The sequence below is a fragment of the Actinomadura viridis genome, assembly GCF_015751755.1.
Taxonomy (GTDB): domain Bacteria; phylum Actinomycetota; class Actinomycetes; order Streptosporangiales; family Streptosporangiaceae; genus Spirillospora; species Spirillospora viridis.
On record NZ_JADOUA010000001.1, the window covers coordinates 1,857,172 to 1,874,327 of the forward strand.

A 17,156-nucleotide genomic window follows, 5' to 3' on the forward strand; every position below is an offset into this window, starting at 1 on the left:
ACTCCTGTCGGTCGTGTCGTTCCGGTCACGCGAGGGAGCTCCGGCGCGTGCGCACGGGCATCCCCTTGATGCCGTTGATGAAACTAGACCTTAGCCTGCGTACGTTACCGATGAGTTCGATATTGGGCAGCGTGTCCAAAAGTGTTTCGAAGAGCACACTCAGCTCAAGGCGCGCAAGATGCGCACCGAGGCAGAAGTGGGGCCCACCGCCGCCGAAGCCGATGTGCGGGTTGGGGGTGCGGCCGACGTCGAAGGTGAACGGGTCGTCGAAGACCCGCTCGTCGCGGTTGGCCGAGGAGTAGAACACCACCACCTTGTCGCCCGCCGCGATCGGGACCCCGCCCAGCTCGGTGTCCCGGACGGCGGTACGGCGGAACAGGTTGACCGGCGTCACCCACCGGACGATCTCGTCCACGGCGGCCGGGACCAGTGACGGGTCCGCGCGCAGCCGCTCCCACTGGGCGGGGTGCTCCAGCAGCGCGAGCATCCCTCCGGAGGCGGCGTTGCGGGTGGTCTCGTTGCCGGCCACCGACAGCAGCATCACGAACAGCTCGAACTCGTTGCCGGTCAGCTCGTTGCCGTCGGCGTCGGGCTGGAGCAGCCGGGTGATGATGTCGTCGCGCGGCTCGGCGCGGCGGCGCTCGGCCAGCTCGGCGGCGTAGGCGTACAGCTCGGCCGCCGCCGCCTCGCCGGCCTCAGGCGAGCTCTGCAGCTCGGGGTCGGTGCCGCCGATCAGGGTGTTGGACCAGTGGAAGATCTTGTCGCGGTCCTCGACCGGGGCGCCCAGCAGCTCGCAGATCACGTAGAGCGGGAGCGGGGCGGCGATGTCGCGGACGAAGTCGGCCTCGGCCGCGACCTCCCCGACCAGCTCGCGGCAGATGTCGCGGACATGGTCCTCCAGCGCGCCGATGGCGCGGGGCGTGAAGCCCCGGTTGACGATGCTCCGCTTGCGCGTGTGCTCGGGCGGATCCTGGTTGAGCATCATCAGCCGCTGGAGGGCCAGCTGGCCGGGGGCCGGCTCGTCGTACAGCGCCAGCCGCTCGTAGGAGGAGTAGATCTCGGGATGCCGCGAGACGTGCACGACGTCCTCGTGCCGGGTGACCGCCCAGAACGGAGGTTCGCCCCGTTCCGGGGCGCCCGGGTGCCGGTACACGGGGGCGCGCTCGCGCAGCAGGGTCAGCCGCTCGTGCGGGACGCCGCCGCGTTCGTAGACGTCGGGGTCGACCAGGTCGATGCCGGGCAGGTGTCGGTCGGGGGCGCCGGTCTGGGGGGTGCTGGTCATCGCCGCGGTCCTCCTCGTCGGAGCGGAGCGGGAGTCAGTCGGTCACGGGCGCGGCCGGGCGGGGGTGGGGGTGAACGCCACCGGGAGTTCCTTCAGGCCGTTGACGAAGTTGGAACGCAGCCGGCGCGGCTCGCCGGCCGGCCGGATGTCGGGCATCCGGTCAAGAATCGTCTCAAAGATGATGCGCAGATTCATCCGTGCCAGGTGGGTGCCGAGGCAGAAGTGGGGCCCGCCGCCGCCGAACCCGATGTGCGGGTTGGGGTCGCGGCCGACGTCGAAGGTGAACGGGTCGTCGAAGACCCGCTCGTCGCGGTTGGCCGAGGCGTAGAACAGCACCACCTTGTCGCCCGCCCTGATCTGCTTGCCGCCCAGCTCGGTGTCCTGGGTCGCGGTACGGCGGAACTGGTTGATCGGGGTGATCCAGCGCACGATCTCCTCGACGGCGGTGGGCAGCAGGCTCCGGTCGGCCTTCAGCCGCTCCCACTGGTCGGGCCGTTCGAAGAAGGTCTGCATCCCGCCGGCGGTGGCGGTCCGGGTGGTCTCGTTGCCGGCGATGGACAGCATGATCACGAAGAGCTGGAACTCCTCGTCGCTGAGCCGGCTGCCGTCGGCGTCGGGCTGCAGCAGCTTGGTCACGATGTCGTCGCGCGGCGTGGCGCGGCGGCGCTCGGCCAGCTCGCCCGCCCACACCGCGAACTCGGCGGCGCACGCGGTGGACTCGGACCGGTCCCCGATGTACTCGGGGTCGTTGAAGGCCACCAGCTTGTTCGACCAGTGGACGATCTTGTCGCGGTCCTCCAGCGGGGCGCCCAGCAGCTCGCAGATCGTGTAGAGCGGGAGCGGGGCGGCGAAGTTGGTCACGAAGTCGCAGGTGCCCAGCGGTGCCGCGGCGTCGATCAGCCGGTCGCAGATCTCCCGGATGTGCCCCTCCAGCTTCTTGATCATCCGGGGGGTGAAGCCCTTGTTCACCATGGACCGCAGCCGGGTGTGGTCCGGCGGGTCCTGGAAGAGCATCATCTGCCCGTACAGGGCGATGTCCTCCTCGCTGAACTCCTCGAACATGGCCGACCGGGTGTGCGAGGAGAACAGCTCGGGGTGGCGCGAGACGTGGATGACGTCCTGGTGCCGCGTGATCGCCCAGAAGCCGGGGACGCCCTCGTTCGGGTCGCGGTGCCAGTGCACCGGGTCGTTGTCGCGCAGCCAGGTGAACGCCTCGTGCGGGACGCCGCCCTGCTCGTAGACGCCGGGGTCGATGACGTCGATGCCGGGGGCGATGCCGATCTCTGGGGGCATGGTGATCCTTCGTGCCGGGGTGGTCGGGCGCGGACGTGCGTCGGGCGTGCTCGGGGACGAGGGACGTGGACGGCGCGGGAGACGAGGCCGGGGGCGGCCGAAGTGACGTGACTGAGCGCTTGCTTGGTGGGCTGGGCCTAGAACACGTTCTAACATGAGACTGGAGTCTCATCAAGGGTCCGGGAGCGGGAGTGACGCGCGTCGCACGGGCGGCGGGAGCGGGGACGCCGGGGGCGCGGTGGGACGCCGGATCGGACGGAGGCGTGCCGGGGCCGGCCACCGTCGGGACGAGGCCGGCCCGCCGGTCAGGACGAGGCGGGCGCGCCGGTCAGGACGAGGCGGGCGCGCTGGTCAGGACGAAGCCGAGGGAGCCGCCCGCGTCCTGGCGCCGGGCGATCCCGCGCCGTTCCAGGGCGCGCAGGTGGGCGGCGGCCTCGCCCGCGGCCATCCGGCGGGACGTCAGGGGCATCGCGTCCCAGGGGGCCCGCCAGGTCATCCCCGCGGCCAGCCGCCAGAGCGTGGCGGGCTCCGCGGAGAGCAGCGCGGTCACCTCGGCCAGCCGTTCCTCGTGGTGGGCGGCGATCGCCTCCGCGCGCTCGGCCAGGCCGCGGAAGCGGTACTGGTGCGCGGGCAGCACCTCGCCCGCCGGGACCTGGGCGACCCGTGCGAGCGAGGCCAGGAAGTCGCCCAGCGGGTCGACGCCGGGGGTGTCGTACGGGTACAGCCCGATGTGCGGGGTGATCCGTGGCAGCACGTGGTCGCCGGTGAAGATCCGGTCGCCGTCCTCCAGGTGCAGGCAGAGGTGGCCGGGCGTGTGGCCGGGGGTCCATACCGCGCGCAGCGTCCGGCCGGGCAGGTCGACCAGCTCGCCGTCGTCCAGCTCGCGGTCGGGGGCGGCGGGCGGGTCCACGCGCTCCCGGCCCTCGTACCCGGCCAGCTCGCCCTCGGCGGCGCCCGCGCGGCGCAGCGCGTCCAGCTCCCAGGTGCCGCCGGAGTCCTGCTCGACCACGCCGCGGAAGGTCGCGAGGAGCGCCGCGTCGGCGCGGTGCATGGCCACCCAGGCACCCGACGCCTCCCGGACCCGGCCCGCGAGTCCCGCGTGGTCGGGGTGGAAGTGGGTGACCACGACCCCGGAGACGTCGCCGACGTCGAGGCCGAGGACCGCCAGCCCGTTCTTGAGGGCCGACCAGGCGTCCTCGTGCTGCCAGCCCGCGTCCACCAGCACGGGACCGCGCGGGCCGTCCAGCGCGTACACGAGGGTGTAGGCGAGCGGGTTGCCCGGGATCGGTACCGGAACGCTCCACACCCCTCCGCCGAGGTCCTCGGGCACCGGTTCGGGACGGGCCGCAGGGCGTGCCGCAGGATGGGCCGCAGGGCGTGCCGAGGAACGTGGGGCGGGACGCGGCTCGGGCCGCACGCTAGATCCGTTCCAGGACGGTCGCGGTGGACAGCGCCCCGCCGCAGCACATCGTGACCAGGGCGGTCGCGGCGTCCCGGCGTTCCAGCTCGTGCAGGGCGGTGGTGATCAGCCGGGCGCCGGTCGCGCCGACCGGGTGCCCCAGCGCGATCGCGCCGCCGTTGACGTTGACCCGGTCCATGTCCGGGCCGTGCACCGAGGCCCAGGACAGCACCACCGCGGCGAACGCCTCGTTGATCTCGGTGATGTCGATGTCGGCCATGGTCATGCCCGCCCGCGCCAGGGCCCGCTCGGTCGACTGCACCGGCCCGTCCAGGTGGTAGTACGGCTCGGAGCCGACGAGGGCCTGCGTCCTGATCCGGGCGCGGGGGCGCAGGCCGAGGGCCCGGGCCCGGTCCTCGTCCATGACCAGGACGGCGGCGGCGCCGTCGGAGATCTGCGACGAGGTGCCCGCGGTGTGCAGCGCCTCCTCGCCCAGCACCGGCTTCAGGCGGGCCAGCCCCTCCGTGGTGGTCTCGCGCAGGCCCTGGTCGCGGGTGACCGTCCGGGTCTCGCCGGTCGGGGCGCCCTCGGCGTCCAGCACCGGCGCCTCGATCGGCGCGATCTCCCGGTCGAACCGGCCGTCCGCCCACGCCTTGGCGGCCAGCTGCTGGGACCGCGCCCCGAAGGCGTCCAGGTCGGCGCGGGTGAGGCCGCGCCGGCGCGCGATCCGCTCGGCGGCCTCGAACTGGTTGGGCATGTCGAGCGACCAGTCGTCAGGGCGCGGGTTCGCGGGCAGGACGTTGCTGCCCAGCGGCGACCGGCTCATCACCTCGACGCCGCCGCCGATCGCCACGTCCACCGCGCCCGCGGCGACCTGCGACGCCGCCAGATGCACCGCCTGCTGGGCCGATCCGCACTGGGCGTCGATCGTGGTGACGCCGGCCTGCCAGGGCAGCCCCGCGTACAGCCAGGCGTACCGGCCGACGTGCCCGCCCTGCTCGCCGGCCTGCGTCACGCATCCGGCGAAGACCTGCTCGACCTGGCCGGCCTCCAGCCCGGATCGCTCCAGCAGCGCCGAGTACGCGTGGGCCAGCACGGCCTGCGCCTTCAGCCCGGCCAGCCAGCCGTTGCGCTTCCCGAGCGGCGTGCGTACCGCGTCGACGATCACGGGCGTGCCCATGCGCTCTCCCTCGAACCGACCTTCCAGAACGCGATTCACCCGACTGTAACGTGTTCTACTTTCACGCGAAAGGGGAACCAGTGACCTGGAACGCGTTATGAGACCGTCCTCACGCGGAGGGTCGCGTACGTCGGGACCAGGACCCGGGAGGCGGCGCGCCGGGAGACGACCCGGTACGGGCGGCCCGCCGCGAGCAGCGTCTCCAGCATCCGGGTGACCTGCGTCCGCGCGACCGCCGCGCCCAGGCACAGGTGGCGCCCGCCGCCGAACCACAGCTGGCGCGTCTCGGGCACGTAGTCGCGCTTGACGTCGAACGGGCCGACGGCGCCGGTGGCCCGGTAGGTCAGGAGCAGGATCCGCTCCCCGGCCTCCAGCCGCCGCCCCGCGACCGTGGTGTCGCGCGCGACGTGGCGTCCGATGACGGCGGCGGGGGTGGAGACGCGCAGCCCCTCCCGTACCGCGTTCTCCATCAGCCCGGGGTCGTCCAGCAGGAGCCGCTGCTGGCCGGTGTCGTGGAGGAGGGCGACCGTGCGGGAGGTGCCCGACGCCCCGGTCTCGGTGCCCGCGATGGCCAGCAGGGTGGCCAGCCCGCGGGCGAGCGGGAGCCCCAGGTCCATCTCGCGGCACCGGCCCAGGATGGTGCCGGTCCCGGCGGTACGGTAGGCGTCCTCGACCCCGGCGGTGATCTCGCCGACGATGGCCCGCGCCCGGGCGAGCACCGCGGGGTCCAGCTCGGTGGAGGCGGTGGTGCCCATCGCCAGCCCGGCCAGGCGTTCCCCGGCGGCGAAGACCCTCCGGTAGGCGTCGTCGTCCCGGCCGGCGGGAAGCCCCAGGAGGTCGGCGACCAGGCGTCCGGCCAGCACGCGGGTCGTGTCGGCGACGTCGACCGTCTCCCCGCCGGCCAGCCGTTCGGCGAGCCGGGCGTAGTGCGCGCCCTGCGAACGTTCCACCAGCTCGCGGGCGCTGTCCTCGGTGAACAGGTCCCGGGCCCGGGTGCGCACCTCGGCGTGCCGGGCGCCCCCGAAGAACCGCCCCATCTCGTCCCCGAAGAGCTGCGCCCACATGTGGCCGACCCCGCCCTCGCCGACCATGCTGAAGCCGGCGTGGTCGTTGAGCACCCGCCGGGCCAGCAACGGGTCGGTCACCACCCACCCCAGCCTCGGCACGCGCGTGATGGGCCCGGTGTGCCGCGCGGCCTCCAGCAGTGCGAAGAGCCCCTTGTTGCCGTTCCAGAGCAGCCGGGCCTCATGCCGGGCCGCCGCCTTGGCGTTCGTCCTGATCACCCCGAAAGTGTGCAACCCCGACCCGAGTGGTCCGACAGCGCATACCGCTTTATAAGGGTGAGTAGTGATACTCATCCCGACCTGGGGTGAAGTGCTCCCGTGAGGTTCCGTAGGGTTCCCCTGGTCAGGCGGGCGCGCGGCGCGCGAGGCTGGCGGCACGCCGACGACGGATCTACAGGAAGCGGGACCCGATCATGAGAGCCCGGATCGCGGGGGTGGCCGCCCACCTGCCCGAACGCACGGTTACCAGTGCCGAGGTGGAGGCGCGGGTACGGGCGGAGAGCCCTGGCTACCGGCCGCATCCGACCATCGTCGAGCGGATGACCGGCATCGCCGCCCGCCACGTCATGCGCGACGGCGAGCAGGCGTCGGACCTGGCGGTGGCCGCGGCCCGCCGCCTGCTGGACGAGCTCGGGCTCGGCCCGGACCGGCTGGACCTGCTGATCTTCGGCTCCGCCTCGCAGGACCTGATCGAGCCGGCGACCGCGCACATCGTCGCCGCGAAGCTGGGGGCGTCCTGCCCGGTCTTCGACGTCAAGAACGCCTGCAACAGCTTCCTCAACGGCCTGCAGATGGCCGACGCGCTGATCCGCACCGGCCAGCACGAGCGGGTGCTGGTGTGCACGGGGGAGAGCCCGTCCCGGGCGATCCGCTGGAACGTGCGCGACCGGGCGCAGTTCGCCGACGCCTTCGCCGGCTACACGCTCTCCGACGCCGGCGCGGCGATGCTGGTGGAGGCCGCCCCCGACGGCGGGATCTTCTACCGCGACTTCGCCGCGGTCTCCAGCGCCTGGCGGGTGGGCACGCTGCCCGCCGGCGGCTCCATGCATCCCCGCGATCCCGAGTTCACCTACTTCAGCGGCGACGGGCGCCGGCTGAAGGACGCCTTCGTCGGGAACGGCCCCGAGATCTTTCTCACCGCCCTGGAGAAGACCGGCCTGACCTGGGACGACTTCGCCGTCGTCTGCGTCCACCAGGTGACCGCCCGCTACACCGAGCTGCTGAGGTCGATCCTGGACATCCCCGCCGGCCGGCTGGTGGTGACGCTGCCCGAGCACGGCAACCTGGCGTCGGCCTCGCTGCCGTTCCAGCTGGACACGGCGCTGCGGGAAGGGCGGTGCGGGCCGGGCGACCGGGTCGCCCTGGTCGGGCTCGCGGGCGGTGTCAGCCTCGGCGTCACCTTCGCCGAGCTGTGAGGGGGGCCGTGCCGATGGACCTGTGGGTGGTGATCCCCGCCTACGACGAGGAACGCTCGATCGGCGCCACGCTGCGCCGCCTGGCCGAGCAGACCGACACCGGCTTCACCGTGGTCGTGGTCGACAACGGGAGCACCGACGGCACGGCCGGCGTCGTCCGGGCGTTCGCCGCGGACGGCGCCGGGCCGCGGGTGCGGCTGGTCACCGAGCCGCAGAAGGGCACCGGCGCCGCCGCCGACACCGGCATCCGGCACGCCATCGGCGCCGGGGCCACGCACGTCGCCCGCACGGACGCCGACTGCCTGCCCGGCCCGGAGTGGATCGCCGCGGTGAAGCGGGCGTTCGGCGAGGGCCTGGAGATGGTCAGCGGCCCGCTGCGCCCGCGCACCGACGAGTTCCGGCTGAAGCTGTGGGAACGGCGGCTGCTGCCCGCCGTCATCGGGATCGCGGCCTTCTTCGGGCGCATCCGGCCGGGCAACCAGGACCCGCTCGCCCTCGGCCCGTACCTGATGATGCCGGGCTGCAACGTCGCGATCACCGCCGAGCTGTACGACCGGTCCGGCGGCTTCCCGCGCACCAGGATCGAGGACGTCCACGAGGACCGCGCCCTGGTCAACCGGGTGCGCCGGCTGACCACCGCGTACGGGCTGCGCAAGGACATGGTCGTGTACGGCTCGGTGCGGCGGCTGCGCGCCTACGGGCTGGTCGGCACCCTGAGCTGGTACGCCGACCACCGCTACACGCCCGAGGTCGTCGACATCCGGCTGGGGGACCTCCGGTGACCGGCGCCCCGAAGACCCTTGACCGGGCCCTGGCGGGCCGGAGCGCGGAAGGCTGGGAGCGGAGGCTGTACCTGGCCGCGCACCCCTTCGCCTACCCGCTGCTGCGCGGCCTGGCGCGGCGCGGGCCGGCCGTCCGGGTGCCGGGCGTCGGGGTGGTCGTCAACGACGCCGGCCTCGCCCGCCGGATCCTGATGGACGGCGAGACCTTCCGCAAGGACGGGCCGGGCTCGCCGGGCGACCTGTGGACCCCCGTCCTCGGCCCGTCCGTCCTGCTCAACATGGAGGGCGAGGCGCACCGCGCGCTGCGCCGCCGCCTGACCGAGCTGTTCACCCCCTCCTACACCGACGCCCTGTGCGCCCGGGTGCTGGCCGGCCCGCTGGACCGCCTGGCCGGCCGGCTGGCGCGCGGCGCGGACGTCGACCTGGTGGACACCACGCGGGTGCTGGCCGGGGCGGTGATGAGCGAGGTCATCGGCCTGGAGACCGGCCAGGGCGCCGAGGCCGAGGCCGCGTACCGGCGGCTGTTCGAGCAGGGGGAACGGATCGTCTCGATGATCTCGCTGCGCACCCGGCGGCTGTCCCCGGCCCAGATCCGGCGGGCCCGCGCGGTGCTCGACCCGCTCGGCGACATCGCGGCCAAGGCGTACGCGGCGGGCGGCGACACCACGGTGATGGGACGCATGCGGGAACTCGGGCTGTCGGAGGCGGAGGCGCGCGGCGCGGCCGGGGCGTTCTTCCTCACCGGCACCGAGACCGTCGCCACGCTGGTCCCGCGCCTGGTCGCGCTGCTGCACGACACGGGCCGCCTGGACGGCCCCGCCACCGCCCGCACCGGCCGCCTCGACCGGCTGATCGACGAGGCCATGCGGGTCACCACCCCGACGCCGGTCATGCTGCGCAGCGTGCACCGCGACGCCGACCTGGACGGCGTGGCGGCCCGGCCGGGGGACCGGATCCTGATCGCCACCCACAACTGCTGCCGCGCGTACGGGCCGTTCGACCCCGACCGCGCGCACCCGCCCGAGCTGCGCCGCCTGTGGTTCGGAGCGGGCCCGCACTTCTGCATCGGCTACCCGCTGGCCATGGCCGAGACCCGCGCGGTCGTCCGGACGGTCCTGGACGCGGCCCCCCTGACGATCACGGGGCGCGCGGCGGCCCGCGGCGTGCTCATCCCGACGTACGCGCGCCTGATGGTGAGGTCGGCATGACCCTCGTTCAGCGGCTCCTGGAGCAGGCCGCCGCGACGCCCGGAGCGGTCGCGCTGGTCGCCGGGGACGGCAACGCGCTCACCTACGGCGACCTGCGCCGCCGCGTGCTGGCCGTCCGCCACGGCCTGGTCACCGCCGGCCTCGAACCGGGGGACGGCGTGCTGTTCTCGGTACGCCCGTCGCCGGAGTCGCTGGTCCTGGCGCTGGGCGTGGTCGCCGCCGGGGGCGTCGTGGTGTTCGCCGACCCGGGCGCGGGACCGGAGATGTTCGCGGCGCGCCTCCGCCTGGCCCGGCCCCGGTGGTCGGCCGCCGAGTCCCTCCTCTACGCGGGCAGCCGGCTGCGGCCCGTCCGCGCCTACGCCCGCCGCCGCGGGCTGCTGCTGCCCGACCTCGCCGGCCTGGAGGTCCCGGGGGAGGGGCGGATGCGGCACGTGTACGTGGGGCGGTGGCTTCCCGGCGTACCGCGCGGCGCCCTGTCCTTCGGCCGTCTCGCCCAGGCCGGGGACGCGCCGGAGCCGTCCGGGCCCGGGGACCCGGACGCGCCCGCCGCGGTCATCTTCACCTCCGGCACCACCGCCGCCCCCAGGGCGGTGGTCCACACCCAGGGGTCCCTGTCCGCCGCCCTGGACCTGTTCCGGACGCGCCTTCCGCTGGGGCCGGGGGACATCGTCCACACCGACCAGCTCATGCTGGGGCTGCCCACCCTCATCTCGGGGGCGCGCTGGTCGATGCCGCCGCTCTTCTGCTCACCGGAGGATTTCGGCCGCCAGCTACGGGAACGAGGGGCGACCCACACCTTCTGCGTTCCCGTCCACCTGGCCGAGGTCCTGGACGCCCATCCGAGGCTCCCCGAAACCCTGCGCCACGTTCTCCTGGGGGCCGCCCCCGCGCCCGCGGCGATCCTGCGCCGCGCCCTGGACGCGACCGGCCCTTCGGCGCAGGTCCTGTCGGTGTACGCGATGACCGAGATCCTCCCGGTGGCGATCGCGTCCGCCCAGGACAAGCTCGCCCACACCCGTTCGGGGGCCGGCGGCGACCTGCTGGGCGAACCCCTCGTGAAGGCCCGCGTCGCCGAGGACGGAGAGCTGCACCTGGCCGGCCCCAACCTCTGCCGCGGCTACCTGGGCGACCCGCCATTGGACGAACTGCCGACCGGTGACCTGGCGCGCCTGGACGACGCCGGGCGCCTCGTCCTCACCGGCCGCAAGAAGGACATGCTGATCCGCGGCAAGTTCAACCTCTACCCCGGCCTGTACGAGCCCGCCATCGCCGCGCTCGACGGCGTCGCCGAGGCCGCGATCGTGGGCGTGCCCGACCCCGCCACCGGGGACGAGGAGGTGGTCCTGGCCGTCGCCGGGGACGGCGAACGGCTCCCCGAACGCCTCGCCGCCCGCCTGCCCGAGGTCATCGACCACGACGCGCTCCCCGACCGCGTCGTCGTGCTGCCCGGGTTGCCCCGCTCCGGCCGAGGCCGCAAGCTCGACCGGGACCGGTTGCGCGAGATGGTGCGGGAGAGGACGGCATGAGGGTCGCGGTGACGGGAGCGTCGGGCTTCGTCGGCGGTGCGGTGTGCCGGGCGCTGGTGGAGCACGGTATCGACACCCGCGCCTACGGCCGCCGCGCCGCCGTGGACCCCGGCCATGTCGCCGGCGCGCCGTACCGTTCCTGGGACCTGACCCGCGGCACCCTGCGGGACGCCCCCGTCGTGGACGCCGTCGTCCACTGCGCGGGAAGCGTCACCGACTGGGGCCCGGTGCCCGAGTTCTTCTCCACCAACCTGACCGGCACCAGGAACGCCCTCGCGACGTTCCCCGGGGCCCGGTTCGTCCACGTGAGCACCGCCAGCGTGTACGACCCCCACCGCCCGACCGTCATGGCCAAGGAGGACGAGGCCCCCGCCGCCCGCCACCTCAACGCCTACGGCGCGTCGAAGGCCGCCGCGGAACGCGCCGTCCTGGCGGTCATGCGCGGCCACGGCCGGACCCGGTGGCGCGGCCCCGGCCGCCGCGAGGCGCTGATCCTGCGCCCGCACGCGGTCTACGGCCCCGGCGACACCACCCTGCTGCCCCGCGTCCTGTCGTCCGTGCGAGGCCCCGTCCTCCTCGCCGTGGGGAACGGGCGGCAGCGGGTCAGCCTCACCTCGATCGGCAACCTCGTCCAGGGCTGCCTCCTGGCGGCGTGCGGCCCGGTCGGGTCGGGCGTCTTCAACATCACCGACGCCGAGCCGGTGACGCTCGACGGCGCGCTCCGGGCCGTCCTGTCCGAACGCGGCGTGCGGGCCCGCCCGGTCTACCTCCCCGCCCGGCCCGTGCGCGGCCTCGCCGCCGCCGCCGAGGGCGCGTTCCTGCTGGCCCGCCGCCCCGAGCCGCCCCGCCTCACCCGCTACGCCGTCGGCCACCTCGCGGTCGAACGCACCCTCGACATCACCGCCGCCCGGACGATCCTGGGCTACAAGCCCGAGGAGACCGACTTCACCGGGGCGGCCACCTGGCTCCCGCCCGTCCGTTGACCTTGGCGGCCCCGGGGGGGCGACTCGCCGCGAGTCAACGTGCGCCGGCCGGCGCCGCGTCCACCGGGGCGCCCCAGTCGATCCGGAACCGGTGCTCGGGCCCGAGCGTCCGCTCCGGGCTGAGGAACGTCCGCGTCGCCAGCGGCATCATCAGCTTCATCATCGCCAGCCCGGCCGGGCCGAGCGTCTTGCTGTTGTTGGTCCGGGCCGCCCGCGCCGCCACCTTCTGGACCCGTTCGCGCCGCAGCCGCTCGTACGCGGCGAACGCGTCCGGCACCTCCGGCAGGTCACGCAGGCACCGGGCCAGCTCGACCGCGCTCTCGGCGGCCAGCGACGCCCCCTGCCCGGAGCTGGGCGAGGGCGCGTGGACCGCGTCGCCGACCAGCACCATCCGCCCGCGATGCCAGCGCGGCACCTTCGGCATGATCTCGACCGTGCCGAGCACGGCCAGCCGCCCGGGCGGGGTGTTCTCCACCAGTTCGCGGCCGGGCCGGTCATCGGCGTAGATCTCGCCGAGCCGCCGGTGCCATTCCCCGGCGGGCACCTCCTGCGCCTGCGCGTAGGTCATCGGCTCCTCGTGCGGGATGTTGCCGAACCACGTCGTGGTCCCGTCCGGCTGCGTCCAGTAGCCGAGGAACGCCCGCTTGCCGAACGCGAAGTAGGCGGTGTCGGGCGCGGCGTCCACGACGACGTCGGCGGTCGCCCCGACGTTCAGCAGCGGGACGTGCGCGGGGCCGGGCGCGCCCGGGTCGATCAGCGTCCGGACCACCGACCGGATGCCGTCCGCGCCGACCAGCAGGTCCGCGCTCGCCTCGGTCCCGTCGGCGAACCGCGCGGTGACGCCGCCGGCGTCCTCCCGGGCGTCCACGAGGCGCTTGCCGTACTCGATCCGGATCCCCTCGGCCGTGGCCAGCTCGTGCAGCACCCGGTAGAGGTCGGGCCGTGACAGCGCCCGGCCGGGCGGCAGCCCCTCCAGGCCCCGCATGACCCCGATCGGCCTGCCCCGGCCGTCGGTGAGGACCGAGTCCGTGATCGGCTGCCCGGCGGCCCGTACCGCCTCGCCCGCGCCGACCACGTCGAGCGCGGCCAGCCCGTTCGGCGCGACCGTCAGCATCGCGCCCACCCCGTCCGCCGTGCTCGCGTACGCCTCGTGGACGACCGGCTCGATGCCCGCCCGCCGCAGTGCCATGGCCGTGACCGGGCCGGCGATGCCGCCCCCGATGACCAGTGCCGTCCTGACCGTCATGATCGACTCCCGAAGATCCGTTGCCATTCGCTGAGGTACTCCGGCGCGCTGAGCGACTCCATGAGCCGGGCGACGAACCCGCGTTCGGCGTCCAGCACCGCCAGCCGGTACTCCTCCTCGACCAGGAACACCCAGGCCACCCCCTGCTCGGTGGCGGCGCGTACGGCGGCGCGGGTCTCCTCCGCCTGCGCGTCCAGCGCCGCCAGCCGCCTGCCGAGCAGCTCGACCGCCTCGGCGGGAGAGAGGACGCTCAGCAGCGACAGGGCGGCCCCGAACAGCGGGTACTCCTCCCGCGGCTGCGCGACCAGCTCCCGGAGCCAGTCGTAGAGCTCCTCCCGCCCGGCGTCGGTGAGCGCGTAGACGGTGCGCTCGGGCCGCTGGGTGTCCCGTACGGTCTCCTGCTCGGTGATGAACCCGGCCTTCTTCAGCTGGCCCACCACCATGTAGAGCGAGCCCCGGTTGTACTTGAAGCTGCGGTCCTTGTCGGTCTCCTTGAGTCGGCGTCCCAGCTCGTAGGGGTGCATCGGCTCCCAGAGCAGGAACGCCAGCACCGCCAGCCCCAGCGGGTTGGACACCGCGCGCCGCTTCACCACGCCACCTCCATATAGTCAGGATCAACTATCTAGTGTCGATTAGTCAATACCAACTATATGACCCTTTTCGGCGCCTGGCGGCTAGACGTTGCCTTGCGGCGAGTTGTCGCCCGACCAGGTGGTCAGGGCAGCGACTCGCCGCAAGTCAACGCGCGGACGGGATCTTCGCGCCCGGCCTCAGGCGGGGCAGTTGGCGGATGCGGGCTTCCCTGCGAGCCGGTCGGCCAGCCACGCCGTGGCATCACTCGCCCCGGCGACCAGGGTCAGGGCGTGCTCGGGAGTCGGATACTCCTTCCACCGCAGGGTGGCGCCCGCCTGGCACCACTCCTTCCGCAGCGTTCTCGCCTGGCCGGTCGCCACCATCTCGTCGTACACCGCGTGGTACTGGAAGACCGGCACCGCGGGGGTCTCGCCGCCGCCCAGCCGGTTGGCGCGGAGCTTCTCCTGCCAGGCCGGGGTGTTCAGCAGGTCGGTGTCGAGCAGGTCGGACATCTTCTTGAACGCGCCCTTGCCCAGGGCGAGCGCCTCGCCGATGCAGTCGTCACGGGCGTCCTCAAGGAGCGCCTTGCCCTGCGCGTTGAGGTGCTCCTCGAACGGCAGCTCGGGATAGGCCGAGCTCATCCCGACCGCCGCGGCGCCGAGCAGGATGAAGAACAGGCTGCCGTCCAGGGACTTCGCGACCTCGGTCAGGTCGGCGGGGACACCGCCCGCGGCCACGCCCTTGACTGCCAGTTCGGGCGCGTACCCCGCCTTCAGTTGCGCGGCCCATCCGGCGGACGCACCGCCCTGGGAGTACCCGGTGACCACCATCGGAGAGTCGGCCGGGAGTCCCGCGTCGGCGAGCCGGGTGGCGGCCCGCAGCGAGTCCAGCACGGCCTGCCCCTGCGAGCGTCCGACCATGTACGTGTGGTCGCCCGGCGTGCCGAGCCTCTCGTAGTCGGTGACCACCACGGCCCAGCCCTTGGCCAGCAGCCCGCCGATGAACACGCCCTCGTAGTCGAGCCCGATCCGCAGGCCGTAGGAGGGCGCGCACTGGTCGCCGAGCCCGTGGGTGCCGATGGCGTAGCCGACCACCGGCCGCTTCCCCTCGTACGGCGCCCTGGGCACCAGCACGGTGCCCGTCACCGCGTTGCGCCGTCCTTCGGCGTCCGTCGACAGGTACATGACCCGCCAGGCCCGCGCGTCCGCCGGGATGCCGGGTCCGAGCTGGACGGTGACGGGCTCCCGCCGGATGACGGTGCCGGGACTCCCGGCGGGGAGGGGCGAAGGGGGTCGGTAGAAGGGGTCCTCCTGAGGGAGCGGGGGAGCGGCATGCGCGGCGGGCGCGGTCAGCGTCGCGGCCACGAGGAGCGCGCTCACCAGCGCAGCGAGGAGCGACCCGCGCCTGTTGCCTGGTCTCATGGGCAGCCTTCCTTCACGGTCACGCCGCCGGGACGGGGCGGCGTCGACGGTGATGATCTGCCAGGGCGCGGGGGACGGACTACACGACCGGCCAACGACTTGACCCCGTCAGTACTCACTTATGGCCAAGCACGGGACAGCGTCGCCCACGGAGGGCTACGGTACGAACACGAAACGTCACCCGACGGTCGGAGTCAGCCATGGTTTCCGCGTTCGACCCCCGGCGCGCGCCGGTCGGCGACCTGGGCACCGCCCTGCTCATCCTGGACTCGCGCCTCAAGCAGGTCCGCGAGGAGCGCCGGGAGGACCCGGCCGAGCGCGAGCTGATCGAGCGGTTCCTCCGCTCGTTCGACCTCGACGCCGCCGACGACGTCCTCAACGGCGCCTGCTCGCTCATCTACCTCTACATGGAATGGCTCCGCCAGGCCCACGAGGCCAACGAGAGCGACGTCATGGAGCACGTGGTGCCGTACGTGGTCGACACGCTGCGCAAGATGCCCCGCAGCGTCCGTCCCGAGGCCATCCCGACCATGAGCGCCATGCTGACGGCCGCGGCCATCGGCGTCAGCCCCACCCTCTGGCGCCGCCAGTACGGCCCCTGGACCGAGGCCGAGATGAACGCCCTCGAAGTGACCTGCTTCCTGCTCGCCGACCACATCAACCGGCTCAGCGACGACCATGACGCCGCCACCCAGATGATCGCCCGTCTCCTCGACGCCGCCGAGGGCGAACCCGCCCCCTGACGCCCCCGGCTACACGGGTCTCGCGACGGCCGTAGATCGGCTACAGCCGGACCGGCCGGTGGGTGAAAAGCCGGCGGTAGGTGGTGGCGGTGAGTCCGTAATGGGCTTTGAAGCGGCGCGCGAAGTAGTTCTGATCGGCCCATCCAACGGTCTGGGCGATGTGGGTGATGGGCTGGTCGGTGTGCAGGAGAAGAGAGGCGGCCTTTTCCACTCGGTGCTGGGCCAGATAGGTCATCGGTGGCAGGCCGGTGGCCGCTTTGAAGAGGCGGATGAGGTAGCGGGGCGTCAGGTGGAGTTCCTCGGCGAGTTCGTCCAGGGTCCATTTGTGGGCCAGCCGTGACTCCAGCAGGCTCATGGCCTCCAGAACGGCCGGATGCGCGGGCCCCTCCCCGCCGGGTACGCCTCCCAGGTCGGTGGCCACGGCTCGGGCGACGTGGCCGAGGAACAGCGAGAGACGTCCGATGATGTCGCTGCGGTGCCGGTTCACGGGCTCGTGGCGCAGCTGGGCCAGGCCGTCCAGATGGGTCACGCATTCCTTGAGCGTCTCGGGGTCCAGGTGCGTGGTGAGCATTCCCCGGCGTTGCATGGAGTTCGGGCCGGTCCAGAGCAGGTAGCCCAGGAAAGGGTCCTCTCTCGTCCAGGCCAGTTCACGCTGCAGCAGGCCGGTGCTGAAGCAGCAGTTGTACAGGTCGAGGCCGCGGCATTCCTCGTACCCGTGCCAGACTCCGGGCCGCAGGAGGATGACGTCTCCGACCTGGAGTCTCCGATTTCCGGTGAGTGACTTGTGTACTCCCTGGCCGCCGGTGACGACGGCGAGTTCGACGAAGCTGTGCGTGTGGACGGGGTGGCTGTCCTGGTGAAGGTGGTGCCCGGCGTAGGCCAGTGAACCGTCGGTGATGTACACCAGCCCCTTGATCTCTTCAACGGGGGGTCCGCTCATGACCGCACCCTAACGTCCGGCCCCGAAGCGAACATTGTGCTAGCGCTGGCCCATTCCGGGCTATCCAGGCTGGCTGCCGTGGGCGCATCATCCCTGGTTAG

General features: G+C 73.4%; 15 protein-coding genes. 6 read left to right on the plus strand and 9 right to left on the minus strand.

What is annotated here, in order from left to right; all coding sequences use genetic code 11:
• Nucleotides 1-25: 25 nt before the first annotated feature.
• From IW256_RS08215 to IW256_RS08235, 5 genes are all read right to left on the minus strand, one after another.
• The gene (locus IW256_RS08215) at nt 26-1,282 is read right to left on the minus strand and encodes a cytochrome P450 (RefSeq protein ID WP_197010378.1); all 1,257 of its coding nucleotides are present in this window, start codon (nt 1,280-1,282) and stop codon (nt 26-28) included.
• Between the two features lie 42 nt (nt 1,283-1,324).
• Nucleotides 1,325-2,575, minus strand: a complete 1,251-nt coding sequence (locus IW256_RS08220; RefSeq protein ID WP_197010379.1) for a cytochrome P450 — start codon at nt 2,573-2,575, stop codon at nt 1,325-1,327.
• A gap of 328 nt (nt 2,576-2,903) precedes the next feature.
• Nucleotides 2,904-3,905, minus strand: coding sequence for an MBL fold metallo-hydrolase (locus IW256_RS08225; protein WP_197010380.1), 1,002 nt, complete (start codon nt 3,903-3,905; stop codon nt 2,904-2,906).
• A gap of 88 nt (nt 3,906-3,993) precedes the next feature.
• On the minus strand, nt 3,994-5,154 hold the full coding sequence (locus tag IW256_RS08230) for a steroid 3-ketoacyl-CoA thiolase (RefSeq protein WP_197010381.1): 1,161 nt from the start codon (nt 5,152-5,154) through the stop codon (nt 3,994-3,996).
• A gap of 95 nt (nt 5,155-5,249) precedes the next feature.
• Complete coding sequence (locus tag IW256_RS08235; protein WP_307828796.1) at nt 5,250-6,437, minus strand: cytochrome P450; 1,188 nt, start codon at nt 6,435-6,437, stop codon at nt 5,250-5,252.
• A gap of 194 nt (nt 6,438-6,631) precedes the next feature.
• Between IW256_RS08235 and IW256_RS08240 the strand changes: the two genes are divergently transcribed.
• Genes IW256_RS08240 through IW256_RS08260 form a run of 5 tightly spaced genes read left to right on the plus strand, consistent with a single transcriptional unit; the run spans nt 6,632 to nt 12,132 of the window.
• Nucleotides 6,632-7,633, plus strand: a complete 1,002-nt coding sequence (locus IW256_RS08240; protein ID WP_197010382.1) for a 3-oxoacyl-ACP synthase III family protein — start codon at nt 6,632-6,634, stop codon at nt 7,631-7,633.
• 14 nt (nt 7,634-7,647) lie between these two features.
• Nucleotides 7,648-8,415, plus strand: coding sequence for a glycosyltransferase family 2 protein (locus tag IW256_RS08245; RefSeq protein WP_197016179.1), 768 nt, complete (start codon nt 7,648-7,650; stop codon nt 8,413-8,415).
• Nucleotides 8,412-9,623: a cytochrome P450 gene (locus IW256_RS08250; RefSeq protein ID WP_307828797.1), complete on the plus strand. Its 1,212-nt coding sequence runs from the start codon at nt 8,412-8,414 to the stop codon at nt 9,621-9,623. Before IW256_RS08245 ends, IW256_RS08250 begins: the two co-directional genes overlap by 4 nt.
• Complete coding sequence (locus IW256_RS08255; RefSeq protein ID WP_197010383.1) at nt 9,620-11,149, plus strand: class I adenylate-forming enzyme family protein; 1,530 nt, start codon at nt 9,620-9,622, stop codon at nt 11,147-11,149. Before IW256_RS08250 ends, IW256_RS08255 begins: the two co-directional genes overlap by 4 nt.
• The gene (locus IW256_RS08260; protein ID WP_197010384.1) at nt 11,146-12,132 is read left to right on the plus strand and encodes an NAD-dependent epimerase/dehydratase family protein; all 987 of its coding nucleotides are present in this window, start codon (nt 11,146-11,148) and stop codon (nt 12,130-12,132) included. Before IW256_RS08255 ends, IW256_RS08260 begins: the two co-directional genes overlap by 4 nt.
• 34 nt (nt 12,133-12,166) lie before the next feature.
• Here IW256_RS08260 and IW256_RS08265 read toward each other — a convergent pair whose 3' ends face one another.
• The 3 genes from IW256_RS08265 to IW256_RS08275 form a co-directional block, all read right to left on the minus strand.
• The gene (locus IW256_RS08265) at nt 12,167-13,378 is read right to left on the minus strand and encodes an FAD-dependent oxidoreductase (protein WP_231403703.1); all 1,212 of its coding nucleotides are present in this window, start codon (nt 13,376-13,378) and stop codon (nt 12,167-12,169) included.
• Entirely contained in the window at nt 13,375-13,971 is a 597-nt protein-coding gene (locus tag IW256_RS08270) for a PadR family transcriptional regulator (RefSeq protein WP_197010385.1), read from the minus strand. Before IW256_RS08270 ends, IW256_RS08265 begins: the two co-directional genes overlap by 4 nt.
• Before the next feature lie 177 nt (nt 13,972-14,148).
• Nucleotides 14,149-15,372 carry a lipase family protein gene (locus IW256_RS08275; protein WP_197010386.1) on the minus strand — a complete coding sequence of 408 codons (1,224 nt, stop codon included), beginning with the start codon at nt 15,370-15,372 and terminating at the stop codon, nt 14,149-14,151.
• Nucleotides 15,373-15,572: 200 nt separating this feature from the next.
• On the opposite strand from IW256_RS08275, the gene IW256_RS08280 reads away from it, so the two are divergent.
• Nucleotides 15,573-16,115: a hypothetical protein gene (locus IW256_RS08280; RefSeq protein ID WP_197010387.1), complete on the plus strand. Its 543-nt coding sequence runs from the start codon at nt 15,573-15,575 to the stop codon at nt 16,113-16,115.
• Between the two features lie 40 nt (nt 16,116-16,155).
• Here IW256_RS08280 and IW256_RS08285 read toward each other — a convergent pair whose 3' ends face one another.
• Nucleotides 16,156-17,055: an AraC family transcriptional regulator gene (locus IW256_RS08285; RefSeq protein ID WP_197010388.1), complete on the minus strand. Its 900-nt coding sequence runs from the start codon at nt 17,053-17,055 to the stop codon at nt 16,156-16,158.
• Nucleotides 17,056-17,156: the final 101 nt, after the last annotated feature.